Origin of the sequence: Bacillus sp. DB-2 (assembly GCF_003315125.1) — a bacterium.
Classification (GTDB): Bacteria; Bacillota; Bacilli; order Bacillales; family Bacillaceae_G; genus Bacillus_A; species Bacillus_A mycoides.
On the sequence record NZ_QNRN01000029.1, the window covers coordinates 1 to 23,502 of the forward strand.

Below are 23,502 nucleotides of genomic sequence, written 5' to 3' on the forward strand. Positions count from 1 at the left end.
ATTTAAAAAAGATGACTCCTGTTGGATACAGAAATCATCTTCTTGATGTTGCCTAACTTTTTTCAAAATGTCCTTTACAAAGGGTACAGATTATACTGCTTGTACTTTTATTTTTTGCAATGAAAACAGTAAAGAGAGGTAAATGATGTTAGGAGAGTTGATTCATTCAGTTTTAGTTTTTCTAGAAGGACTTGGTTATTGTGGAATTATGCTGGGATTAATGCTAGAGGTTATCCCAAGTGAAATCGTATTATCTTATGCAGGTTATTTAGTATCAACAGGAAGCATTACATTTTGGGGGGCTGTCGCGTTCGGTACAATTGGTGGTGTAATCGCACAACTATTCATTTATTGGATCGGTCGATACGGAGGAAGACCTGTTCTTGAGCGATATGGAAAATATATTTTGATTCAGAAGAAACATATTGATTATGCTGAAGCGTGGTTTAATCGTTACGGAACTGGTGTTATTTTTACAACGCGTTTTATTCCTGTTGTGCGTCATGCTATTTCGATACCAGCGGGTATTGCGAAAATGTCACATGCTAAGTTTATTACGCTAACTACACTAGCTGTTATTCCATGGTCAATTGTATTTGTATATTTAGGTTTTAAATTAGGAACAGAGTGGGAAAGTATTAATAAAGTAGCTGGGCCATATGTGAAATACTTTGCACTTGCTGCTATTGTTTGTGCAATTGGTTATTTTATATTAAAAAAAATGATGAAAAAAAAGTGATTACGGAAAAAGAATCTATGCTGACATAGATTCTTTTTTATTGTCATTTTTTAAAGGATGAAAGTGTATGTTTAATATTTACCATATTGTGGCATACATATAGGAAAAGGGAGTTTAGGAAGGGGATTATTGAGAAATGGAACTCCAGTTTCAAAATGTATATCAACAAGTTGAGAATTGGTATGTGTTGGATTCGGAGCTTCCTTGGGATGTCAAAAAGTTAAGAAATGATTTGTTTTCTCTTATTGAAGTAAGTGCAACGCCAGTTATTTTTTGTGATACGTGTGATGCGAATCATGTACTTTTATCATTAGGAGAAGAAGAAGAGGAGTTTTTATTCCCGGTAGGTGGTTTTTATCATAAAGAAAAACAATTAATTTTCGTTTGTATGTGGGAAGAGTATGAGCAAGTGCTCAAAACGCTATTGCATGAATTCAGGCATGCGATGCAGCATAAGGACGATGTACTATATGTTGGAAATGAACTATACGAAGAAAGATGGATCGAGAAAGATGCGAGGCATTTCGCGGAGAGGAAGCTAGATGAATATAAAAATAGAAATTTAATCTGAAGCATAGTGGAGGAAAATCACTGTGCTTTTATTTATTGCTAATTAAAAATAAGTAGTTGACCTTTAATAAGTTTAGTTCTAAACTAATAGTATCAAATGAGCGAGGTGATGGAATGAAAGCAGAGGAAAGACTTGGATTAATATTATGGTTTCGTTTATCACGCTTTTATAATAGAAGTATTCGTGAGACGAATCAGCATTTGAAAAAGTGGAATGTATCTGCCGCTCAGTTTGATGTATTAGTTCAAATTGGAGGAAACGATCATTTAACGCAGCAAGAACTTGGAAATAAGTTGTTTGTTACGAAAGGAAATGTTACTCAACTTTTAAATAAGATGGAGCAACTAGATTGGATTCAGCGTGAACAAGAAGGTACTACGAAATATATTTCATTAACAGAAAAGGGAAAGGTTCTATATGAAGAAATAGTCCCGCCGCAAGAAACATTTCAAGCAGAGCAATTTGATAAGTTAAATAGAAAAGAACAAAAACAATTATTAGAATTACTGAAGAAGTTGCAGTGATAAAATTAAAAATAAATATCTCGATTTCGAGATAATATGAGGTGAAGGATATGTTTAGAAAAGTTGATCATAAAAATATGGGAAGAGCAAATCATGGATGGTTAAATACACATTTTCATTTTTCCTTTGCGAATTACTATAACCCGAATAACATGAACTTCGGAGCATTGCGTGTAATTAATGATGACTTAGTAGCGGCACAAACTGGTTTTGATATGCATCCGCACCGCGATATGGAAATCATTTCGTACGTTGTAGATGGTGCTTTAACACATGAGGATAGCATGGGAAACCGCGGAACAATTGAGCGAGGACATGTTCAATATATGAGTGCTGGCACAGGTGTATTTCATAGTGAGCATAATCTAGGAAATGAAACACTACGTTTATTACAAATTTGGATTTTACCAGACCGCGACGGTCATAAACCAAACTATGGTGAGTTTAAATTTGATTGGAGTAAACGTGAAAATGAGTGGTTCCATATGGTATCTCCTTCTGATGGAGATGCACCAATTCATATTCACCAAGATGCAAATTTATATTCTTTATCATTAGAAGCTGGTAAAGAAATTCATTTTCCTGTTAAAGAAGGACGTCAATTGTACCTTGTACAAATTGAAGGTAGCAGCGTTGTAAACGGTGAAACACTTGTAATGCGTGATGCAGCGGAGGCTGTAGAAGAAGATATTCGCATTCAAGCGAAAGAGAAGTCTCACTATTTAGCAATTGAAATGAAAATGCAATAAAGTGAGGCTTTAATCAGTGGTGGCTTTCCAGCATATAAATAGCGGAATGAAAAGTTATAGGAAAGAGGACATCGTTTTTCGATGTCCTCTTTTTGGTGAGTTTAATTATCAGAAAAAACTTTCTCAATTTTTGAGAGCAGGTATTGGAAAGATTATTCAGAATATTTATAAAGGTGTTAAAAACTTTTAGGGAAATGGGGAGTGTTAGATTGAAAAAGCAAGTAATTTCATCAGCATTAGCATTAACTGTTATCGCAAGTGGGTTTGGGGCATTTGGAGCAACTACGACGAAAGCAGAAGAGCAAAAAATCCAGTATCACCAAGAGTTTAAAACACCAGCTTACATAGGTGAAGAATGGAAAGCGCCGGAAGGACTAGATAAAAAAGAGACGGTCTTTCAATATTTAGAGAGTAAAAAAGATATGTTTAAACTAGCAGGAAATATTGACAAACATTTCAATATCGTTGGTGAAGAAAAAGATGCTGATTCTGGTACAACACATGTGAAGTTAGTTGAGAAGCATAATAACATTCCTGTGTATGGTTCAGATCAAACAGTTACGCTTGATAAAGAGAATAATGTAAAAGCATTTTTCGGACAAGTTATTCCGAATTTAGATAATAAAAATATTCCTGCATCTGCAAGTATTAGTGCGGAACAAGCAGAAACGATTGCAAAAGCTAATATTGAGAAAGAAATTGGTAAAGTAAAGAATTATGATGGTGTGAAAAAAGATTTATATGTGTATGAAAAAGATGGTCAATACTATCTTGCATATCTTGTAAAAGCGTCGGTTTCGAAACCAGCTCCAGGATATTGGCATTACTTTGTTGATGCAACAAATGGAAATGTTATTGAGAAATATAATGCTGTAGATAACATTACTGGATTTGGTTACGGAGTATTAGGCGCTAGACAATCATTTGAAATTGCTCAAGATACGAAAACAGGAGCATTCAACTTATTTGATGGTACACGAGGACAAGGTGTCCATACATTTGATGCAGAGAATATGGATGAAAACTGGTTTAATTTATTCTCACAAATTCTTGGATATACGGGAGAAGAAGTTGTAAGTAAATCTAAGTTCTTCGAAGATAAAGCGGCAGTTGATGCGCATGTGAATGCAGGAAAAGTATATGATTATTATAAAAAGACATTTAACCGTAACTCTTTCGATGATAAAGGTGCGAGACTTATTTCTACTGTTCACGTAGGTGAATCTTGGAATAACGCAGCTTGGAACGGTGTTCAGATGATGTATGGTGATGGCGATGGTAAGACATTTATTCCATTATCTGCTGGCCTAGACGTTATTGGCCACGAATTAACGCATGCTGTAACTGAAAATACAGCAAACCTTGTTTATAAAGATGAGTCAGGTGCGTTAAATGAATCGTTATCTGACATTATGGGTGTAATGGTAGAGAAGAAGAGCTGGGATTTAGGTGCTGATATTTATACACCTGGTAAACCTGGTGATGCGCTTCGTTCACTGAAGGATCCGGCATCTATTCCAAACCCATTAAAACCAGGTGAAGGTTACCCAGATCACTATAATAAACGTTATACTGGAACAGCTGATAATGGCGGCGTTCATATTAACAGTAGTATTAACAATAAGGCGGCGTATTTAGTTTCTGAGGGCGGCACGCATTACAATGTGAAAGTAACTGGAGTGGGCCGTGAAGCAACAGAAAAAATTTACTATCGTGCTCTTACAAAATATTTAACTGCAAACTCTGATTTCAAAATGATGCGTCAAGCTGCACTTCAATCAGCAGAGGATCTATACGGTAAAAACTCTAAAGCTGTACAAGCTGTAACGAAAGCTTATGATGCTGTAGGAGTAAAATAATAAGAGAAAAAGACCTGACTGGATTGTCAGGTCTTTTTCTTATTTAATCACGAATACCTAATGCAATTTTTGCCATACGTGACATACGTTCTTTTGTCCACGGTGGGTTCCATACGACGTTTACTTCTATTTCATTTACTTCAGGTACGTTCGTTGATAATACTTTTTTAACGTCTGATACGATTTGGCCAGCCATTGGACAACCGATAGAAGTCATCGTCATTGTAACGACAGCATTATTATTTTCATCTGCTGTAACGTCATAAACTAATCCAAGATTAATAATATCAACACCTAATTCAGGGTCAATAACAGCTTCTAAGTTCGCATATAACTTTTCTTCAAATGCTTGTTGTGACATGTGTAGCACCCCCTAAATATTAATGATATCGATTCTCATTATAACGGATATATGTATAATGTGCAGGAAATGAGCTCAAAAAAATATTCCTCTTGGAAGAGGAATATTTTTAAAAAAGCTATTCAGTTTTAAAATGAGATACAAGCTGATCTAATTCTTCAACTGTTTGTTTCATTTGTTTTGCAGTGAGAGTCATTTCATTCATCACGATGACTTTCTGTTCAGCAGATTGTGCCGTTGCGGCTGTTTCACTAGATACTTCATTTGAAATAGAAGCAATGTTATTAAGTGAAGCGTTCATTTCTTCAGCGCTTGCAGCCATTTCTTCAGCAGTTGCTGATATGTCTTGCATTTGAGTTGATACTTTATTTACTTGTTCAACAATTGTTGTGAAAGAAGTACCAGCCTCACGAACGACAGTAATGCCTTCAAATGCTTCAGAGCGGCCTTGAGACATCATAGAGCTAGCAGTTTCCGTATCATTTTGAATTTGATGAAGCAATTGGTTAATATCTTTTGCCGCTGTTTTTGATTGTTCCGCAAGTTTACGAACTTCATCAGCTACGACAGCAAATCCTTTTCCTTGTTCACCAGCACGAGCCGCTTCAATAGAAGCATTTAAAGCAAGTAGATTCGTTTGCTCAGCGATATTAGAAATAGATTGTACAGCCGTATCAATATATTTCGTATGGGTGATTAGACGTTCGACTACTTCTGATGTAGCATTTACAGCTTCATGTATCGTTGTCATTTGTGAAACAGATTTTTGGATAACAGTACTTCCGTCGTTAGCATGTTCAGATGTAGCTACAGCAAGTTCGGCTACAGATGAAGCAGATTCAGCGATACGCTGAACACTTATTGCCATATCATCCATCGCAGTCGAGCTTTCTTCCATACTAGAAGTTTGCGATTGAATACTTGAATTTAAGTTGGACATCGAGCTTTGAACTCTTATTGTTGCCTCGCGTGATGTATTAGTCTTTTCTAGCATATTTTCAGAAGCTGTTTGTACTTCTACAGATGTTTTTTGAACACGATTAATGATGTGCTGCAAGTTTTCTAACATTTTATTAAATGATGTGGCAATAGCACCGATTTCATCATTGCTATTTACTTGTAGACGGGCTGTTAAGTCGCCTTCTTGAGAGGCCAATTCTTTTAGTTTAGTATCAATTTGTTGAATTGGTTTTACAAGCTTACCAGAGAACCACCATGCAAGAATAATTGCAGTTACAATACAAATAACAAGTGATAAGAAGACAACATATTCAATTCGTAGTGAAGATTGATCGATTTTTTCAATAGATTGTTCACGTAATTTAGCTTGTTCATTAGTGTAATTGGTGAAATCACCGATTACTTTATAAACAGTGCCATTCTCTGTAGAAGCTACTTGTAAAGCTTCTTCCCATTTTTGTTCTTTTGCAAGAGTGAATACTTTCTCTTCAATGAACTTTCTCCAAGTGGATCCTAATTCCATTGTGCTTTTCACGGACTGAGAAGTGTTAGGGTTAGAAAGAAGTTGCTCTTTTGTATCTTCAAGACGTTTACTCATCTCATTAAACTTGTCTAATTCGACTTGATCATGTTGTAGTAAATAACCTCTTAAAGCAGAAAGTTGTACTTGATAAGCGTCTCCGCGCTCTTTCAATTCTGTTGCAAGAGGAGAAATTTCTTTTTGTAATGTTTCAGCTTTATGAGACTGATCCATGGTAAAGAATAAAATAAAAGCTAAGGCGATACCGAATAAAGCGCAAATCATTCCCATCATAAACATTAGTTTTTTTCGAATGCTAATAAAATTCATATGATAAAAATCCTCCTTGTAAAATCTTAGTATTAGAATTAATTAATTAATGTAAAAAATTGAAAGAAAGCTTTACTCCATCTGGAATAAAGCTTTCTTCTTTCCTTTAGGAATTATAGCAGACAGAATGGGAGATAGAAAGAGATATTTTAGCGTGAAAAAAGAGAGACTCTAAATCGCTCTTTCTAACAATTTAGAGTTCGTAGAAGTATAAATGAAATTTTCATTTTAACCATTTGTTTTGAAATGAGAAACGAGCACTTCAAGTTCTTGCACAATTGTTTTCATTTCTGATGATTTTTTAGCAATGACACTCATTTTGTTTACTTGGTCACCAGCTGAAGTTGCTGTTTTCGATGTTTCGGCAGCAACTTCATTTGAAATAGAAGCGATATTATTTAAAGCTGCATTCATTTCTTCAGAACTTGCGGCCATTTCTTCAGCAGTTGCAGACATTTCTTGTATTTGTGTAGAGAAATTGTTAATGTGATTAACAATTTCTGAGAATGAAGATCCAGCGGTACGAATGACTGTAATTCCTTCAGAAGCTTCTGACTGACCTTGTGTCATCATGTCATTTGCTATTTTTGTGCCCGCTTGAATTTGATGAAGTAAATGGTTAATGTCATTTGCTGCTAGCTGAGATTGTTCAGCAAGTTTCCGTACTTCATCGGCAACAACAGCGAATCCTTTTCCATGTTCACCAGCACGGGCCGCTTCAATAGAAGCATTTAAAGCGAGCAAATTCGTCTGCTCGGCAATATTAGAAATAGATTGAAGTGCAGTATCAATATGATTCGTATGTGTAATGAGTCGCTCTACCACTTGTGATGTAGCGTTAACAGCTTCGTTAATTGTATGCATTTGTGTAATAGATTTTTCAATGACTTTATTTCCATCATCTGCTTTTTCAGAAGTTGTAACAGCTAGGCTAGCGGCAGAAGAGGCAGCTTGTGCAATACGCTGAACACTCGTTGCCATATCATCCATTGCTGTTGAACTTTCTTCAATGCTAGAAACTTGTGAACGAATATTGTGCTCAAGAGCATTCATAGTCTCTTTAGTTTTTGCGGTATTTTCCATAGAAGCAGTTGTTTCGATAAACACATTTTCAGAAGCTTCTTTTACACTTGTTGATGTTTGTTGAACTTGCTTTATTATACGCTGTAAGTTAGCAAGCATTTGATTAAAGGAATTTGCGATGTCACCAATTTCATCTTTACTCGTTACGTGTAATCTAGCGGTTAAATCGCCATCTTGAGAAGCTAATTCTTTTAATTTCGCATCAATTTGTCGAATCGGTTTAACGAGTTTACCAGAGAACCACCATGCCAATAGAATAGACGTTAATGTACATGTAATGAGTGAGAAGAAAATAATATATTGAATAAGGGATGAAGAAGACTCTACGTCAGCAATTAATACGTCCCGTTTGTCATTTTCTTCATTTGCATATTTAGTAAAACGACTTAAAAGATCATTTACATAATCTGTTTGAGCAAGAGCAATTTTGGATGCTTCATCCCATTTTCCTTCCCGTGCAAGGGGGAGGACTTCATTATCTACGACGCTGCGCCATTTTGCTCCCATTAAAATGGCCTCTTTCATTCCTTCTGGGAGTTTTTTATCACTTGTTACTTTCTCCCTAGTATCAGCTAGTTTTTTTCCTTCCCGGTTGAATTTATCCAATCCTTTTTGGTCATGTGATAGTAAATATTCTTGTAAACCAGCGACCTGCGCTTGGAACCAATCGCCACGTTCTTTTAAAATCGTTGCTCTTTTCGATACATCATTCTTTAATGTTTCGATTTCACTTGCTTGATTCATAGCGAATGAAAGAATAACAATAAGAGCAATGCTAAATAAGGAAGAAATGCTTAAGAGTGTGAACAGTAGTTTTTTTCGAATGCTAACATATTTCATTGTTACCCCTACCTTTTTTGAAAAACTATTTATTGTAATTTATAAATATTAAGAACGGAATTAATAAAAAACATGATTAAGAAGTTATTAATCTGTTCAATGAAAATTATAGCAGATAATGGAATATGGCAGATTAATGTGAGTAAATGTTCTTAAAATGTATACATTTGTATATCAAAAAATTCTTAAATAAAAATAAGAAATACTATTGTAATTAGAAATAACATCCTGTATACTTCTAATTAGTTGATAACGATTATCACTATCAACTGAACATTACTCTTCGTTATGTTGGTCATACCCCTTTTTGACGACGTAAGTCAGAGACGAATGTTGAAATATCTTGTGTCCTATTCTACAGAATTATGGTAATCTCCAACCTCAACTTATATGCGTAAGCATGCAAAAAAGGATCCTATCCGTGAAGGGATCCTTTTTTGCATGTTGTCGCAATTAATGTGTATAGACCTGGTATACGTTCTTCAATTCCTTCGGGTGAAGTAGAAGGGAAAACCCACTTTTGATGAGATCCGTGTTCTTCAATCAATTTTTCAACCTTGAAATTTGTTTCTGCCATTGATGTAATGATTTCTCCTAGTGTCCAGCGCCTAATTTTTGTTCTCGGTAAAGCGTATTTCTGTGATCCCGTAAGGAGAGTACTATAAGCTACGTCATCTTCAATAAGTTCCTCGTCGAAATAATTTCCATTTGCTCGAAATGATGGATGATCTACTCCTAATAATTTTGTATAAATGGGATGATAGTCACGTAGTATAAAGGTCCCATCTTGTTTTAGTAAGTGAGAGATTATATGAAAGAGTGGCTTTAAGTCTAAAAAGTAATGGAGCACGCCAAGTTCCAGTAACACGATATCAAATGATTGGGATAGATTTAAATCTAGTACATCGGAAATGATATATTGAATAGAGACACCAGCAGCTTCGGCTAGTTCGGTTGCATATTTTTCATTACTTGCTGAAATGTCTACAACTGTTACATCGGCTCCTAAAAGAGCAAGAGCAACTGCTTTATTTCCTTTTGATCCGAGTAAATTAATAATACGCTTTCCTTTTGGAGATTGTATGTAAGGTAAATAATGATTTACCTCGCGCACGGGATCTTCCATGAGCTTTTTCGCATAATCCTCTGGCGCCCCGTGGCGATTTGTCCAAGCTTCATAAGCAGCTGCGTTCCAACTTTTTTCATTAATAGTACTTAGTTGCTTTTGATTCAATCTTATCACTCCTTTTGTGAACGTATAGTTATTCGGTGGGTGAGTAGAATTTCCTGTTTTTTTGAATAAAAGTTTGATTTTTCTGTTGTTAAGTCGTAAAATACGTTTTATACATAAAAGCGTTGAAAAGGAAAAGTAGAATGAAATCATTCTGTCCAGAGAGCTTCGGTAGCTGAGAAGAAGCAAGAATATTCATTTGAACAATGGCCTTTGAGCTTCGTCCTGAACTTATCAAATGATAATAGTAGGCGGCGACGAGAGTTGGTACTCGTTATCAAAACCACAGTATAAGAGCATATAGCTCCGTACTTGTTAAGGTTAGTTATGCGAATGACTGACGAAATAAGGTGGTACCGCGACTGTTTATACAGCCCCGCCCTTATCTTTTTTAAGATAAGGGCGGGGCTTTTTATATTTTAAAGGAGGAATATAAGATGAGTATTTTTATTGGAGGCGCTTGGCCGTATGCAAATGGTTCGTTACACCTTGGACACATTGCTAGTTTGTTACCAGGAGATATTTTAGCACGTTATTACAGGGCAAAAGGTGAGCATGTGTTGTATGTTTCAGGAAGTGATTGTAATGGAACACCGATTACAATTAGAGCAAAGCAAGACGGTGTGACGGTGAAAGAAATTGCTGATAAGTATCACGAGGAGTTTGAGCGATGTTTTCGTAGCCTTGGTTTTACTTATGATTGCTATACACGTACAGATAGCGAGCATCATCATGAAACTGTTCAAAAAGTCTTTTTGCGACTATTAGAAGAAGGTTATATTTATAAAAAAGTAGTTGAACAAGCTTATTGCGAAACGTGTACGCAATTTTTACCAGATCGTTATGTAGAAGGCCTTTGTCCGCATTGTCATGAAGCAGCAAGGGGCGATCAATGCGATGCTTGTTCCGCTATTTTAGATCCACTCGATTTGTTAGAAAAGAAATGTAAGTTATGTGGTAGTACGCCATCAGTACAGGAAACAGAGCATTTCTATTTTGCATTGCATAAATTTCAGCAGCAAATTAAAGAGGTCGTAGAAATTGCAAAGCAGAAAGGAACATGGCGCGACAATGCAATTCAATTAACAGAGAGATATTTAAAGGAAGGATTACAAGATAGGGCAGTGTCACGTGATTTACCAATTGGGGTACCAATTCCGGTGGCAGGATATGAAGATAAGAAAATTTACGTATGGATTGAAGCAGTGACAGGATATTATTCGGCGAGTAAAAATTGGGCTGAAGAAACAGGGAAAGATGATCAAGAGTTTTGGGATAAAGAAGCGAAAACATATTATGTACATGGTAAGGATAATATTCCGTTTCATTCAATCATTTGGCCAGCGGTATTACTTGGAATAGGAGAAGAAGCGATCCCGCGTCATATCGTTTCGAATGAGTATTTAACAGTAGAAAAAAGAAAATTATCGACAAGTAAAAACTGGGCAGTATGGGTGCCTGATATATTGGAACGCTACAATCCCGATTCTATTCGTTACTTTTTAACAGTTAACGCACCAGAAAATCGTGATACTGATTTTTCATGGCGTGAATTCATTTACAGTCATAATAGTGAACTATTAGGTGCATACGGGAACTTTGTGAACCGGACATTAAAGTTTATTGAAAAATATTATGGTGGTGCTGTACCGAAGGGAAGTATTGATGTAGAGCTGAAAGATAAAGTAGAAGGATTATATAAAAGTGTAGGAGAGGCGATTGAACAAACTAAATTTAAGGTGGCACTAGAAACAATATTTGATGCAGTACGCTTTGCAAATAAATACTTTGATGAAAAGCAGCCTTGGAAACAAAGAGAAGACGACCCAGTTTCATGTGAGGAAACAATTTATAATTGTGTTTACCTAATAGCAAACTTTGCACAACTGCTTGAACCATTTTTACCGTTTTCAAGTGAAAGAGTTAGAAATACATTATCGAGTGTTAAAGTAAATTGGGAACCTCAAAATACGTTGCCAAACCGAATTGATAATGTACAGCCATTATTTGAGCGAATCGATGTAAAACAAATTGAACATGAGGTAGAAAAGTTATATGGAGCGGTAAAGTGAAATATAAGGAAAAGACCTTTCAAATAAAGTGAAACTTTAATCAGTGGGGGGTTTGTTCATCCCCCACTGATTATTAGTTGAACCAATCGGGCTTTTACGGGCAGTTGATCCCCCACCTAAATTCTTTGCTTTCTCTGAATTTTGAGGTGGGGGTCTTAATGCCCGTTAATGCGGGATAAATGAAAGGTCTTTTGTTATGCTGTATAACCCTCTTTCTTATCTTTCAAAAAGAAAAGCACAGCAAGGATTACGAGAATAATAGCCGCAATATCATATGTTATTTTGAGTAATAAAGTTTAACATATCGTAACTGTATTCACATTTATATACAAGTTGATGTTGTCACGCACTATGCACACGATTATGTTTTTTTTCTTTCATAGCAGTAAGTAGTTGTGGTGTGAAAATACCGAGTAATATAACCACAATACCAATCCACTGCATTGGCGATACAACTTCATGAACAAGTGTAATAGAAGCGATAATTGCTGTTGGTAATTCAGCTGCACCTAATATTGTACCAAGTCCCGTTCCGACTTTTGGTACACCAATTGAAAAACAAATGACAGGTATAATAACCCCGAACAGTCCAAGGAAGAAAGCATATTTCCATAGGCCTGCTTGTAAAGCGCCGTCCGTTAAAAAGGTAGGCGGGAAAAATAAGCATACAATAAGAGTAGCACTCGTTGTCATAAGAAAGCTTTTCGTATAAGGCGGAACATCTGTAGCAACGCGCCCGCTTACAAATACATAGAATGAGAAAGAGACGGCAGCTAATAGTCCGAAAATAATACCTTTCGTAGAAAAGTTTTGTCCAAGGCCTTCAAATACTCCACCAGCAAACAATGTACCAGTAAATAAAATAATAATAGATATAACTTTCTCACGGCTTGGGAATGTCCGGTTGGCAATTGCTTCGATGACTACACCAATCCAAGTGAACTGAAAGAGTAAAACCACAGCGATAGAGGCTGGCAATTCTTCTACGGAAATAGCATAGAAAATACCTGTCATACTCATTGTTGTGCCGACTGTTAGTAACGAAAAGAATTGTTTTTTTGATACTTTATGACGTGAAAAGAACAGAACGAGTAAAAGGAGCCCAATCCATCCGAAGACATATTGCCCTCCTAGTAGTTGGTGTGCGGAAAATCCGTCGATGAATCCGAGTTTAAAAATAGTTGAAAGTACGCCGTAGCTACAAGCGCCGAATAAAACTAGTAATGAATACTTAAATTTCTCCATAAAAATCCTCCTTTTAAATAATAAAAAACGCCCGTTATCCTAATAAGGAAAACGGGCGAACGAAACAGAGTCAGAGACTCTACAAAATTCCGCCACTCATACGAAGTATGAGTTTGGGGTATGAAATTGTAGTAGTAATTTACATTGCTTTTGGGAATACAATGGAGCATTTTACACCTTGAGGTGTGTTCTGTATTCCATAAGGAAACTGATGTTTATCTAATATTTGTTTTACAATATATAACCCAAGACCACTACCTTGTACTAAGCCATGTTTGTCAGGATTTGCGCGATAGAATGGTTCAAATAAATGAGCAAGTTTATCTTCATCAATTTGAGAACCTGTATTTAATACTTCTAATGCGTAACCGTTTGGCTTTTCATAAAGTTTTATATATACATGCTGATGGTCAATTGTATAATGAATTGCATTTGAAATAATGTTAAAAATAGCAGTTTGCATAAATTTAGGATCAGCTAAAATTTGTGCATCTTGTTTAATGTTAGATTGAACATTTAATTGTTTTACAGATACAAAATAATCTACTTTCTTTATAACGTCCTCAATAATATTAGTTAATGAGATAACTTTTAAATTTGGTTTAAATTGAGGGTTTTGTATTTTGGATAATTCTGACACTTTTTCCGTTAATATGTTAATATCTTGCATCATCTCATATGAACGTTTTAAATATTTATCTCTATCTTTATAAGCGCCAATTCCGTGAATCATGCCATCGAGTTGTCCCATAACGGCTGCGATTGGTGTTTTTAATTCATGGGATATCATAGACATAAATTCTTTACGAGATTGTTCTAACTGTTGTTCCTTCTTGAGTTCATTTCTTAAATCTTGATTGCTTTCATGTAAATTTTTCACAATAGTAGGTACTTGTGAGGCAGCTACTTGCAAATTAAAATCTGTTTGATCTGTATTTTTGTTAAGTAGCTTTTTATCTGAGAAATCAAGATTCATAATATCTTTTAAAGCATCGCTCATATATCGGAAAGGTTTGGCGATTATTTTGGCGTAGATTAAAGATCCAAGCAGAGATAATGCTAGCATTGTCGCCCCAATATGTGGAGCTAACTGCTGCAACACATCTGTTAACTTTGGATTATCATGTGTATCATTTGCTTTACTTGCTGCATTTTGTGTATGTAAGGCATCATTGTTAGTAACTTGCTTTTCCGCTTCTGTAAGTGAAGACGTTGTGTTACTTTTCCTTGGAATATTTTGTGCATGTTCTTTTGCTTTTGCAGTTTGGCTAGGCTGCAAAAGATGATTGATGGCTGTAGAGAGTGCTTTCATGTCTATTTGAGAAGATTGAAAATTAGAGATGCTACTCTCTGACACAGCTTTATTTTGCTTTGTTTTACTTTGGTCGTTTTGTTTGTCTGATTCCGCTTGTTCCGCAGTTTGCGTTCCAGAAGCTTTCAAACGATCTTTATCGTAATTTGAGGCTAGAAAATAAATAATTTGATAAAGACAAAGTGATAACAGAATACAAAATAATAAGGTTTTGATGAATATATTTTTGGTGATGTTGTCTTTGCTACGATTCGATTTTGTAGCCAATGCCTTTCACCGTTTTAATATAAGGAATTTCTAATTTTTTTCGTAAGTTTTTAATATGTGTATCTATAACCCTCACATCACCATAATGTTCATAGCCCCATACCTTATTCAACAAATCACTTCTTGATAGTACTTTTCCCCGATTTTGCAGTAAAGTATATATAATTTCAAATTCTTTTGTAGTCAATTCAATTTGATTACCATGAACATAAGCGGCATATGCTGTAGAATTTAACATCAATTCATGGAATTGTAGTATAGTTGCAGCTTCTGCTTCCTTTGTTGCTGCCCTTCTTAATACAGCTTCTACACGTTTTATAAATACGGTGTAATGGAACGGTTTTGTAATATAGTCATCAATACCTAACTCAAATCCTTTAATTTCACTTTCTTCATTATGTAAGCCTGTTAACATAATGATTGGTACATCAGATTGTCCTCGCATAATTTTACAAATACTATAGCCATCTATATCTGGTAACATTACATCGAGGAGGACAAGATCGTATGAATTTTTTTGGAAAAGAAGAATGCCTTCTGTTCCAGCACCAACTACATCAACAGTAAAGTTTTGTGCCATTAGAAATTCACGAATAAGTTCTTGTATATCTGGGTTGTCTTCAATCACCAGTATATGCGTCATAGTAACACCTCCTAAATAACGCTTTTTACTGCAATATTCGAATTCATCATTTTTTGGATGACTCAGATTGTTTATACATATAATAAGCCCCCGCTATAAAATAGTAATGAAAGTAGCAAGGGGGATTGTTTAGTGTCACTGAATAGTTCAGAATTACAGTAGTTCTATTATAGTATGTATTGTAAAATTTATAAAATATTATAACTGTATAATTTTAATATCCATGTTTATCAATGTTACGATGATGTTGAATGCAATCTATTTTTATTATATATGTAAATACAGTTGTTTTGCTACTGTAAATGAATAAATAAAATAAGCCAAGACATAAAATTCTTGGCTACACATAAATCTTGTTCCTAGGCTAATTTACAGTGACAGTAGCTTGCTGCTGAACGCGCTCAAATAACCAGTGAATATCATTGTTAAACATACGAATACAACCAAGTGTTGTTGCTTTCCCGATTGCTTGATTATTGTTAGTTCCATGAATCGCATACGTTGTTCCATAAGTTCCTGCCATATTTAATCCGAGCCAGCGGTCCCCAAGTGGATTACGTGGATCGCCGCCTTTAATTTTTCCTGTATAGTAAGGACGGTTTTTAATTTTATTTACAATTTGAAAAGTACCCTTAGGTGTTGGTGTTGCTGCTTTTCCAGTAGCGACAGTGAAACTTTTTATGAATTTTCCATCTTGATAATAATCCATTTTATTTATTTTTGTGTTTACGATAAGCTGATCTTTCGTCGTAGCTGCTTCTGCAGTAGTGAATGGAAGAGTTAAAAATCCTAATGATAATAGCGCACTTAATAATAGTTTTTTCATTATATTCTCCTTTTACTTATTGTAGTAGTCTTACATACAATGAATTTGTAATCCTCGTAATGCTTGATTGACATTTTCATCTAATGTTTCAAAGAAGGTAGTAATCTTTGTATTACATTTGTTGTTTTTATCAATAAGTAATCTTTCATTTAATAAAAGCTCACCATGTAGTCCAAAACTTTGAACTCGAATATTTAGTTCATCTTCAGTTTCAGAAATAATCGGTAAGAAATAGTGAAAAGCTTTCGTTGGAATGATGTAGCTTTTGCCAATCATGCTTTCTTGATTTGAATTAACCCATTTTCTCGTGACGATCTTAATGTTCTTTTTTGAAACGATAAAAGACAGCGTTGTAGATTTTGTTAAACTTACGTCAAATTCATTTGTTTCACATATTTGTAAATTAAAAACGGTTTCATTTTGATGAGATTCAACATTCGTATTAATAAAATCGTGCATTTTATAAGCTTCCATTTCTTATTCACCCTTTTTTCAATTTCGAAAAGCGACTTATATTTATTCAGTTTAATGTTTAGTCATATATTAGCTAAATTTTTCAACAAATTCCGATATAATCTTACAATACGTATATGAAGCTAATATGAAGTTCATATGAGTTTGTGGTGGTTTTTTATAGAGAACAAAATAAGGTGGTTTTCGAGTGTTAAAAACTGGATGGAAAATGTATATTAATGGATTTCCTTCGCGTGATATATAGTTGTTAGCTTGTTTTTAAATGCTAATAGATATAAGTAAATAGAGAACAAAAAACTTTAGAATGAGCCTTACAAAAATGTAATAAAAATGTAAGCTATTGTGATAGTTATTTCGACAATTTTTTTATACAATAATAGTAACAAGTTGTACGTGAATGAAAGGGGAGATGACATGGAATGGGTTCATGAATTATTTCAGCAATATGGGTATTATGTAGTACTTGTAGGCCTGCTGTTAGAATATATTGCACTTCCGTTTCCGGGAGAGCCAACATTAGCATATGCGGGGTTTTTAGCACAGAAGGGTGATCTAAGTTTACCTATTTTAATTATCCTATCCTTTATTGGGACAAGTGTAGGAATGACGATTCAATACTTTTTAGGTAATAAGCTTGGTATGCCTTTTGTTCAAAAATACGGGAAGTACGTATTTTTAACACAAAGAAAAATTGATTTAACGAGAATGTGGTTCGATAAATATGGATATTTCCTTATCTTTATTGGCTTCTTCATTCCTGGTGTACGTCATTTTACAGGATACTTTGCAGGTATCATTAACTTACCGTTTCGCCGCTTTGCAATTACAATTTATTCAGGTGCTTTATTCTGGGTATCGTTCTTCTTAATTGGCGGCTACTGGTTAGGTGGTAACTTACATGATATTTTCGGATTACTGGGAGATCATATCGGCAAAATCATTTTCGGAGCGATTGTCATTGTGGCAATTACGTTAAGCATTCGTTTCCGCAAGCAACTAAAACGAGTATTTTTACAAAACGCAAGTTAATATGGAATCCATTCTATGTCAGATTTTAGGAAGGCAGTGCAAAAGCACTGCCTTTTTTATTGTATTTTCCAGTTTGCTTTTATTTTTCCATCGATACCGTAACCGGTGGCTGGTATATAATACGTTCCTATTTTTTTCTGTATGTGATTATTAAAATCTATTATCTAAGTTATATATTTAGGAGAATATAGATTTATTTTTGACATGTATATAAGTCAAAATGACAATTATAATTGACAAATATAAGGATATTATTTACAATTTTAATTAAATAAATGAAAAAGAGGGAAGACATGAAGCTTCAAAATCGAGTGAGGGAATTTCGAGCAAAGCATCGTTTATCACAAGGGGATTTAGGGAAAGCGATTGGCTCATCACGGCAAACCATTAGTTTAATTGAGCGCGGAGATTATGCACCATCTATTGTGTTATCGCTAAAAATCGCACAAATTTTTGGAGCGCCGGTGGAGGAGATATTTATGTTGGTGGAGGGGGAAGAGGACGATGAAGATGAAGAGTAAACGAAAAAAACAATTTGATTTTGTGGGGAAAATAGCATTAAGTATGATGGGTGGCTTTTTAACATCTTATACAGCTTTAAATTTACTCTCGAATGAACCGAGAAAATTATCATCTAATACATTTATAGGTGTATGTACTATTTTTGGAATCTTAATGATGTACTACACTTGGAAGAATACACGTATGTTAGCGAAGGCACGCGATGAAGAAGAGAGCGTACAAGGCAGAAAATTAGGCATTATAAGTATATATTTACGTGTAGGTGATATAGTTACGCAGGCATGGTTTGTATATGCAGTTATTACATGTAGACGTGCACTGTTACAGGATACAAATGTGTCATTTGCAGTGTGGAATTTAGTAGCTTCTATTGTCTGTTTAACTATTGTAGTGGTTATCGGGCTCATAACAAAAAATCGTTATAATAAGCTATATCCTGAACAAGGTGTAACATATATGGAATCTATGAAAATGTGGACGAAAAACGCAGATGAAGGATTAAAGCACATTGTGCATGAGGCTGGATATAAAGCATATGAATTTACGAATACAATATTGGCATATGTATGGTGGGCTGCCGTTATATATACAGCGGCTAGTGATATCGATTTTGTATTAATTGGCTTAATCTCATTTATTTGGATATTGCATCTCGGAAAATTCATGTACGAAATGCAGAGAAAAATGATTTATTAAGGGGAGAAAAAGGTGGATATTTTAAGAAGGCCAGCTGGTTCCATGACGGCGGCGCTAGTTTTGTCCATTTTATACGGAGTAATCCGAACTGGGAAATTAGAAGTAATTTTGAACCTATGGGCAATAGTTGGAATTTCATTGTTAGTGTTAGCCATTCATGAGTTAGGACATGTAGCATTTGGTGTAATAGGTGGTTTGACATTTAAATTTATGACAGTAGGACCCATTACTATTCAAAAAGAAAAGGGGAAATTACGCATTCGAGAAAATAAATTATGGGCATACTTTGGAGGCGTTGCAACACTAGTACCACCCTCTATAGAGACACCGAATCTTTCAGAAAAATGGGCATGGCTCACTTTAGGTGGACCGATTACAAGTTTACTATTCGGTATTACTTCAGGTTACATATACATGGTAAGTTATTATCAATATCTTTTATATTTTTCCTTTTTCCATTTTGCAATCTTTGCGGTTACAATTGTGCCGATAAAAGGAACGCTTCTGAGTGATGGCATGCAATTTCTCATTTTAATTAAAGATGATGAAAAAGCTAAGCAGCATTTATATACGATTCAAATATCGAGTGAGTTATTTAGTTATAAAAGACCGAAAGATTGGGATGAGAGATTAGTAGAACTTAGTGAGGAAAAATTAAAAGAGGATAAAAGTATAAGAGAGATAATGAGCGGACTTATGCTCGTCTTTTATGCCCGAGCTGATCAAAAGGGAATGGAAAGAGCGATACCGTATATAGAACAAATTGTTCAGCTATCTGTAACGAAGGAAAATAAATTTTTCGTTGGTAGTTTTCATAGTTGGTATCTTTTATATAAAGCTCTTTATCAGATGGATAGCCTTTCTCTGCAAGAAGCAAAGGAACATGCAAAGGCCATTACCAAAATGGATTTAAATGGATATTACCGTACACAAGGAATTATTAAATATTTAGAGGACGATATGGAAGCTTCCCGCATTTATATGAAGAAAGCTGATAAAGAATTGGAGAGTGCTGAGAAGAGTGGAATGGGATATTTACAAGTAGAGAGAGAATGGTTTGAGCAGCTACAGGCGAGGGTATCTTACGATGGGTGAGGTATCCTCTTTTTTATATGTCATCTTATTCGATTTCATAAAAAACGAAGTACAGGTAGAATAAAAGAGATAGGAGGAGATACATATGGAAATTTTATCGATTATTTTGATAGTCTTGCTCATTTATGCTGTTTTTAAAGTGGCGTATGTAGCATTAAAGATACTCGCGATCCTATTAATTATCTTTTTAATCGTTGAGTTCGGCAGTAAGTTACTTGGGGGATAGGCATGTTGTGCGTTTTGAGTGTCGAACCGTCGATATAATGAAAAAATCGCTGATATAAGTGGAGAAACGATCGATATATTTTAAAAATCGTTGATATATTTAATTGAATACTAAGTGGGGTATATGGGAAAGAAGTTGCCGTGGAGGTAACTTCTTTTTATTTTGGGGATGGGGTATGAACAGGAAAGAACAGGAAACAAAAAAGCTGGAAGAGTATCTTCCAGCTTAAGAGTTACTTTCAATTTGTTGACCATTTTCTTCTTCGTGGTCTTGTAATAGGTTGAATACGTCTGCTAGGCAGAATGCGATAAACCAAGTCCATAGACCGTGGAAGAAAGCTGAGCTTAATTGAATTGGTAATGTATAGTTTGTCATTGAGTAGGAAATACATCCACCAACGATTCCGATCATTGTTAATAACATTGTTTTTTGAGCATTTTCTTCTGGATTGAAGAGGAAGAAAATGTATCCGCCTAAAATTGAAGCGCTTACAAGGGTTTCGATTCCATTAAAAATGATATTCTCTCCAAGCTCTGTGTTTGTCCAGAAACAGATCACGCCGCCGACGATGGCAAATAGGACAGCTAGTGTGTATCGTATATATTGATTCATATGTTCATCTCCTTATGTAATAAGATGATTTGGAAGTCAAAAAGGTAGGTATAGTATATTGAAGTGAATTTTAGTTGTACGTATCTTTTATAAAAAGATCAGTGAAGAATAACTAAGATGATCGGTTTTTTTAAACCGTTACGTGTATGGTGTCTGAAATATACCCGACTGCTCGTTTCTTTTTGCTTATAAAAATAAGAGAAACTTCCAAGTCTATATACTCTTTTTTGTTAGTCTAGTTTTATTATAACACATTTAGTGATACAATAATAGAATTATCTGATTTTGTAATAAGTGTAAAAAATAAAAAGCGCAAGGAATTGTAGTTCCTTGCGCTTTTTTATATACGTTTGAAACGGCCGACAATTTCAACTGTTTCAGTAATGTTCATAAATGCTTTATTATCCACTTGGCGGATAATACGTTTCATTTCGCCCAACTCGTAGCGAGTTACGACAGTGTAAATCATTTTTTTCTTATGGTTTGTATAGCCGCCGACAGCATCTACCATTGTTACGCCACGTATGCCGTGATGTAATAGTGAGCTTTTTATTTCCTCACCTTTTTCTGTAATTGTCATTATCGTTAATTTAATATGTTTTGTATGCACGGCATCAATTACTTTGCTGACTACAAACCGACTAATTAACGTATAAAGCGTAATATCCCATCCGAAAATAAATCCTGCTGCAACAAGTAAGATTAAGTTGAATCCAAAGATGATTGCTCCAATTGAAACATCGCGATGTTTCGCTACAATCAATCCAACAACATCAAAACCACCTGTTGAAGAAGCAAATCGGAATATGATTCCTGAGGCAGCACCGCAGATGACACCACCGAATACAGAAGACAGTAAAATATCGTCTGAAACTTGGTGTACTGGGATAATGTTCATCGCTAAAGATGATACAGCCACAAAGTATGCCGTTAAAAAGGTTGTCTTCTTTCCTAAGTAAAAGTGACTTAAAATAAGAAGCGGAATGTTTAGTAAAAAGATAAGTGCTCCGATATTGTAGTGCATTAAATAACCGATAATCATCCCTACACCAGCGAATCCACCGCTAATCATATTATGCGGGATAAAAAACATATTCATAGAAATTGCATACAAAATAGAAGCTATAAAAATAACAACTAACTGTATGATAAATTCTAAATGAAATGTTTTAGCTGCTGGGAAGGATAAAAAGGCGGTGTCGGGAACGTAATCGGCGTCTCCTAGTTGACCCATAGTATGTTTCATCTCCATATTCATTTTTGATTACAAGAAGAGAATAAAGCTTTTTTCAAAAACTGGCAATAGTTTTATTATAATGCAAAAATTTTATAAATTTCTAACAAATTAAACCTATTCAAAGATACGTGTGAATATACTAAAGAAAGCGAATACATTTGTTTTCTAGCATAATTTTTTGAGAAAATATGCAAAAAAAACTTTTGAGAACAAAAGGAAATAGAGAATGTTTGCTGAATATGCTAAAATGACTTTATTAAGGATGTGAAGCGATGGAATTTTTATTGCAGGATGCAATTCTATATATATCGTTTGTAACGACAGCGCTTTGTGTATTAGAAGTCTTTTTTCTTGCTAACGTTTCTCGCTTTGTGCGTCAGCAAGCATCGAGCGGCAGACAGAGAGCTTTTAAACTAGTAGATACGTGTGAAGAGGGTACAAGAAATGTACCGCTATTTTCTATTTTTTATAAATATGGAATGATTCGTTCTGTCCGCAGACAAGAATCGAGTGGAGAGAGTGACGAGGTAGGTCCGTATACACCAATGTTTCGCTAATTAATTACGAAACATTGGAGGAATGAACATGTTAAAATCATACCGAGCTAGGCTCATTAGTTTATCATTATTACTTGTTTTTGTTTTATCTGGCTGCAGTAATGCAGGTACAATTGATTCACATAGTACGGGAATTTGGAACCATTATTTCGTATATCCAATCTCATTTATGATTCAATTTGTTGCTCATCATATACCTGGTGCTAGCTTCGGGATTGCCATCATTATCATGACGCTCGTTATTCGTTCAGCAATGATTCCATTAGCTGTTTCACAATATCGTAGCCAAGCGAAAATGAAAAAAATGCAACCTGAATTACAGAAGCTGAAACAGAAATACGGTGATGTGGGTAAAGATCTTGAAAAACAAAAGCAGTATCAAAAAGAAATGTCAGAACTAATGAAATCAGGCGGTTGGAATCCGTTAGCTGGGTGCTGGCCAATCTTTATACAAATGCCGATTTTCTCTGCTTTGTATTATGCGATTAGCCGAACTGAAGAGATTCGTACATCTTCATTTTTATGGGTGAACCTAGGACATGCAGATCCATATCATATATTACCGATTATCGCAGCGTTAACAACATTTATTCAAATGAAGGTGTTCCAATCAAATGTAACGTCTGGAGAACAAGTTCAAATGCTGAAAATACAGCAAATTATGATGCCTGCAATGATTCTATTTATGGGATTTGCGGCGCCATCAGGACTGGTGCTGTATTGGATTACAGGTAACTTATTTACAATGACACAAACAATTGTATTAAGAAAAGTAATGGAACGTGAAGAATTACAATTACAAAAAGCTTAGAAAAACACCGCTCGTGATGAAGTGAACCCCGAAAACGGGACACCTATCAAAACACCTAAACCATCTGTTCCCTAAATTCTTTAGGGGATAGGTGGTTTAATTTTTCTTGAA

General features: G+C 35.1%; 24 protein-coding genes and 1 other annotated feature. Of the genes, 13 read left to right on the forward strand and 11 right to left on the reverse strand.

Annotated features, from left to right (window positions below):
- Window positions 1-145 precede the first annotated feature (145 nt).
- From uptA to DET63_RS29365, 5 genes are all read left to right on the forward strand, one after another.
- Window positions 146-739 (forward strand): undecaprenyl phosphate transporter UptA, encoded by a 594-nt coding sequence (gene uptA / locus DET63_RS29345; RefSeq protein ID WP_113938600.1) that lies wholly within the window; start codon window positions 146-148, stop codon window positions 737-739.
- A gap of 136 nt (window positions 740-875) precedes the next feature.
- Window positions 876-1,310, forward strand: a complete 435-nt coding sequence (locus tag DET63_RS29350; protein ID WP_002015986.1) for a DUF3920 family protein — start codon at window positions 876-878, stop codon at window positions 1,308-1,310.
- 113 nt (window positions 1,311-1,423) lie between these two features.
- Window positions 1,424-1,834: a MarR family winged helix-turn-helix transcriptional regulator gene (locus tag DET63_RS29355; protein WP_113938601.1), complete on the forward strand. Its 411-nt coding sequence runs from the start codon at window positions 1,424-1,426 to the stop codon at window positions 1,832-1,834.
- Between the two features lie 50 nt (window positions 1,835-1,884).
- Window positions 1,885-2,583, forward strand: coding sequence for a pirin family protein (locus tag DET63_RS29360; RefSeq protein ID WP_113938602.1), 699 nt, complete (start codon window positions 1,885-1,887; stop codon window positions 2,581-2,583).
- A gap of 209 nt (window positions 2,584-2,792) precedes the next feature.
- On the forward strand, window positions 2,793-4,442 hold the full coding sequence (locus DET63_RS29365; protein ID WP_016093519.1) for a M4 family metallopeptidase: 1,650 nt from the start codon (window positions 2,793-2,795) through the stop codon (window positions 4,440-4,442).
- A 43-nt stretch (window positions 4,443-4,485) separates the two neighbouring features.
- Here the strand turns inward: DET63_RS29365 and DET63_RS29370 are convergent, their stop codons facing one another.
- The 4 genes from DET63_RS29370 to DET63_RS29385 all read right to left on the reverse strand — a co-directional run bounded on the left by DET63_RS29370 (window position 4,486) and on the right by DET63_RS29385 (window position 9,770).
- The gene (locus DET63_RS29370) at window positions 4,486-4,803 is read right to left on the reverse strand and encodes a metal-sulfur cluster assembly factor (protein ID WP_002015982.1); all 318 of its coding nucleotides are present in this window, start codon (window positions 4,801-4,803) and stop codon (window positions 4,486-4,488) included.
- A gap of 118 nt (window positions 4,804-4,921) precedes the next feature.
- Window positions 4,922-6,613: a methyl-accepting chemotaxis protein gene (locus DET63_RS29375; protein ID WP_113938603.1), complete on the reverse strand. Its 1,692-nt coding sequence runs from the start codon at window positions 6,611-6,613 to the stop codon at window positions 4,922-4,924.
- Window positions 6,614-6,841: 228 nt separating this feature from the next.
- On the reverse strand, window positions 6,842-8,536 hold the full coding sequence (locus tag DET63_RS29380) for a methyl-accepting chemotaxis protein (protein WP_113938604.1): 1,695 nt from the start codon (window positions 8,534-8,536) through the stop codon (window positions 6,842-6,844).
- 415 nt (window positions 8,537-8,951) lie between these two features.
- Complete coding sequence (locus tag DET63_RS29385) at window positions 8,952-9,770, reverse strand: class I SAM-dependent methyltransferase (RefSeq protein ID WP_113938605.1); 819 nt, start codon at window positions 9,768-9,770, stop codon at window positions 8,952-8,954.
- Between the two features lie 113 nt (window positions 9,771-9,883).
- Window positions 9,884-10,154: a binding site (T-box leader), on the forward strand.
- 50 nt (window positions 10,155-10,204) lie between these two features.
- Between DET63_RS29385 and metG the strand changes: the two genes are divergently transcribed.
- Window positions 10,205-11,839, forward strand: coding sequence for a methionine--tRNA ligase (metG, locus tag DET63_RS29390; RefSeq protein ID WP_113938606.1), 1,635 nt, complete (start codon window positions 10,205-10,207; stop codon window positions 11,837-11,839).
- A 342-nt stretch (window positions 11,840-12,181) separates the two neighbouring features.
- Here metG and DET63_RS29395 read toward each other — a convergent pair whose 3' ends face one another.
- The 5 genes from DET63_RS29395 to DET63_RS29415 form a co-directional block, all read right to left on the reverse strand.
- Window positions 12,182-13,084 carry an EamA family transporter gene (locus DET63_RS29395; protein ID WP_113938607.1) on the reverse strand — a complete coding sequence of 301 codons (903 nt, stop codon included), beginning with the start codon at window positions 13,082-13,084 and terminating at the stop codon, window positions 12,182-12,184.
- Between the two features lie 139 nt (window positions 13,085-13,223).
- Entirely contained in the window at window positions 13,224-14,663 is a 1,440-nt protein-coding gene (locus DET63_RS29400; protein ID WP_113938608.1) for a sensor histidine kinase, read from the reverse strand.
- Window positions 14,641-15,306 carry a response regulator transcription factor gene (locus tag DET63_RS29405; protein WP_000148832.1) on the reverse strand — a complete coding sequence of 222 codons (666 nt, stop codon included), beginning with the start codon at window positions 15,304-15,306 and terminating at the stop codon, window positions 14,641-14,643. The genes DET63_RS29400 and DET63_RS29405 overlap by 23 nt, the downstream gene beginning before the upstream one ends.
- Before the next feature lie 364 nt (window positions 15,307-15,670).
- The gene (locus DET63_RS29410) at window positions 15,671-16,132 is read right to left on the reverse strand and encodes a L,D-transpeptidase (protein WP_002015973.1); all 462 of its coding nucleotides are present in this window, start codon (window positions 16,130-16,132) and stop codon (window positions 15,671-15,673) included.
- Between the two features lie 30 nt (window positions 16,133-16,162).
- On the reverse strand, window positions 16,163-16,606 hold the full coding sequence (locus DET63_RS29415) for a DUF3978 family protein (RefSeq protein ID WP_002034632.1): 444 nt from the start codon (window positions 16,604-16,606) through the stop codon (window positions 16,163-16,165).
- Between the two features lie 414 nt (window positions 16,607-17,020).
- Between DET63_RS29415 and DET63_RS29420 the strand changes: the two genes are divergently transcribed.
- The 5 genes from DET63_RS29420 (at window position 17,021) to DET63_RS29440 (ending at window position 20,174) form a co-directional block, all read left to right on the forward strand.
- Window positions 17,021-17,635, forward strand: a complete 615-nt coding sequence (locus tag DET63_RS29420; protein ID WP_002143668.1) for a DedA family protein — start codon at window positions 17,021-17,023, stop codon at window positions 17,633-17,635.
- Between the two features lie 275 nt (window positions 17,636-17,910).
- Window positions 17,911-18,156: a helix-turn-helix transcriptional regulator gene (locus tag DET63_RS29425; RefSeq protein ID WP_002067963.1), complete on the forward strand. Its 246-nt coding sequence runs from the start codon at window positions 17,911-17,913 to the stop codon at window positions 18,154-18,156.
- Window positions 18,146-18,853, forward strand: a complete 708-nt coding sequence (locus DET63_RS29430; protein ID WP_113938611.1) for a DUF3169 family protein — start codon at window positions 18,146-18,148, stop codon at window positions 18,851-18,853. Before DET63_RS29425 ends, DET63_RS29430 begins: the two co-directional genes overlap by 11 nt.
- A gap of 42 nt (window positions 18,854-18,895) precedes the next feature.
- Window positions 18,896-19,948: a zinc metalloprotease gene (locus DET63_RS29435; RefSeq protein ID WP_002139250.1), complete on the forward strand. Its 1,053-nt coding sequence runs from the start codon at window positions 18,896-18,898 to the stop codon at window positions 19,946-19,948.
- An 85-nt stretch (window positions 19,949-20,033) separates the two neighbouring features.
- On the forward strand, window positions 20,034-20,174 hold the full coding sequence (locus DET63_RS29440) for a DUF3985 family protein (protein WP_000404757.1): 141 nt from the start codon (window positions 20,034-20,036) through the stop codon (window positions 20,172-20,174).
- 225 nt (window positions 20,175-20,399) lie between these two features.
- Here the strand turns inward: DET63_RS29440 and DET63_RS29445 are convergent, their stop codons facing one another.
- Window positions 20,400-20,786, reverse strand: a complete 387-nt coding sequence (locus DET63_RS29445) for a DUF3938 domain-containing protein (protein WP_113938609.1) — start codon at window positions 20,784-20,786, stop codon at window positions 20,400-20,402.
- Between the two features lie 340 nt (window positions 20,787-21,126).
- Window positions 21,127-22,020 (reverse strand): YitT family protein, encoded by an 894-nt coding sequence (locus tag DET63_RS29450; RefSeq protein WP_000530031.1) that lies wholly within the window; start codon window positions 22,018-22,020, stop codon window positions 21,127-21,129.
- 275 nt (window positions 22,021-22,295) lie between these two features.
- Between DET63_RS29450 and DET63_RS29455 the strand changes: the two genes are divergently transcribed.
- On the forward strand, window positions 22,296-22,580 hold the full coding sequence (locus DET63_RS29455) for a hypothetical protein (RefSeq protein WP_002015967.1): 285 nt from the start codon (window positions 22,296-22,298) through the stop codon (window positions 22,578-22,580).
- Window positions 22,581-22,608: 28 nt separating this feature from the next.
- Window positions 22,609-23,391 carry a membrane protein insertase YidC gene (gene yidC / locus DET63_RS29460; protein WP_113938610.1) on the forward strand — a complete coding sequence of 261 codons (783 nt, stop codon included), beginning with the start codon at window positions 22,609-22,611 and terminating at the stop codon, window positions 23,389-23,391.
- Window positions 23,392-23,502 lie beyond the last annotated feature (111 nt).

Excerpts from the sequence above, each read along its gene's own strand:
- DET63_RS29360 (WP_113938602.1), top strand. The coding sequence starts at position 1,885 with ATGTTTAGAAAAGTTGATCATAAAAATATGGGAAGAGCAAATCATGGA.
- DET63_RS29425 (WP_002067963.1), top strand. The coding sequence starts at position 17,911 with ATGAAAAAGAGGGAAGACATGAAGCTTCAAAATCGAGTGAGGGAATTT.
- DET63_RS29395 (WP_113938607.1), bottom strand. The coding sequence starts at position 13,084 with ATGGAGAAATTTAAGTATTCATTACTAGTTTTATTCGGCGCTTGTAGC.
- DET63_RS29455 (WP_002015967.1), top strand. The coding sequence starts at position 22,296 with ATGGAATTTTTATTGCAGGATGCAATTCTATATATATCGTTTGTAACG.
- DET63_RS29415 (WP_002034632.1), bottom strand. The coding sequence starts at position 16,606 with ATGGAAGCTTATAAAATGCACGATTTTATTAATACGAATGTTGAATCT.
- DET63_RS29405 (WP_000148832.1), bottom strand. The coding sequence starts at position 15,306 with ATGACGCATATACTGGTGATTGAAGACAACCCAGATATACAAGAACTT.
- DET63_RS29420 (WP_002143668.1), top strand. The coding sequence starts at position 17,021 with ATGGAATGGGTTCATGAATTATTTCAGCAATATGGGTATTATGTAGTA.
- DET63_RS29350 (WP_002015986.1), top strand. The coding sequence starts at position 876 with ATGGAACTCCAGTTTCAAAATGTATATCAACAAGTTGAGAATTGGTAT.
- DET63_RS29410 (WP_002015973.1), bottom strand. The coding sequence starts at position 16,132 with ATGAAAAAACTATTATTAAGTGCGCTATTATCATTAGGATTTTTAACT.
- DET63_RS29450 (WP_000530031.1), bottom strand. The coding sequence starts at position 22,020 with ATGGGTCAACTAGGAGACGCCGATTACGTTCCCGACACCGCCTTTTTA.
- metG (WP_113938606.1), top strand. The coding sequence starts at position 10,205 with ATGAGTATTTTTATTGGAGGCGCTTGGCCGTATGCAAATGGTTCGTTA.
- uptA (WP_113938600.1), top strand. The coding sequence starts at position 146 with ATGTTAGGAGAGTTGATTCATTCAGTTTTAGTTTTTCTAGAAGGACTT.
- DET63_RS29430 (WP_113938611.1), top strand. The coding sequence starts at position 18,146 with ATGAAGAGTAAACGAAAAAAACAATTTGATTTTGTGGGGAAAATAGCA.
- DET63_RS29445 (WP_113938609.1), bottom strand. The coding sequence starts at position 20,786 with ATGAATCAATATATACGATACACACTAGCTGTCCTATTTGCCATCGTC.
- DET63_RS29375 (WP_113938603.1), bottom strand. The coding sequence starts at position 6,613 with ATGAATTTTATTAGCATTCGAAAAAAACTAATGTTTATGATGGGAATG.
- DET63_RS29370 (WP_002015982.1), bottom strand. The coding sequence starts at position 4,803 with ATGTCACAACAAGCATTTGAAGAAAAGTTATATGCGAACTTAGAAGCT.
- DET63_RS29440 (WP_000404757.1), top strand. The coding sequence starts at position 20,034 with ATGGAAATTTTATCGATTATTTTGATAGTCTTGCTCATTTATGCTGTT.
- DET63_RS29435 (WP_002139250.1), top strand. The coding sequence starts at position 18,896 with ATGACGGCGGCGCTAGTTTTGTCCATTTTATACGGAGTAATCCGAACT.
- DET63_RS29380 (WP_113938604.1), bottom strand. The coding sequence starts at position 8,536 with ATGAAATATGTTAGCATTCGAAAAAAACTACTGTTCACACTCTTAAGC.
- DET63_RS29355 (WP_113938601.1), top strand. The coding sequence starts at position 1,424 with ATGAAAGCAGAGGAAAGACTTGGATTAATATTATGGTTTCGTTTATCA.
- yidC (WP_113938610.1), top strand. The coding sequence starts at position 22,609 with ATGTTAAAATCATACCGAGCTAGGCTCATTAGTTTATCATTATTACTT.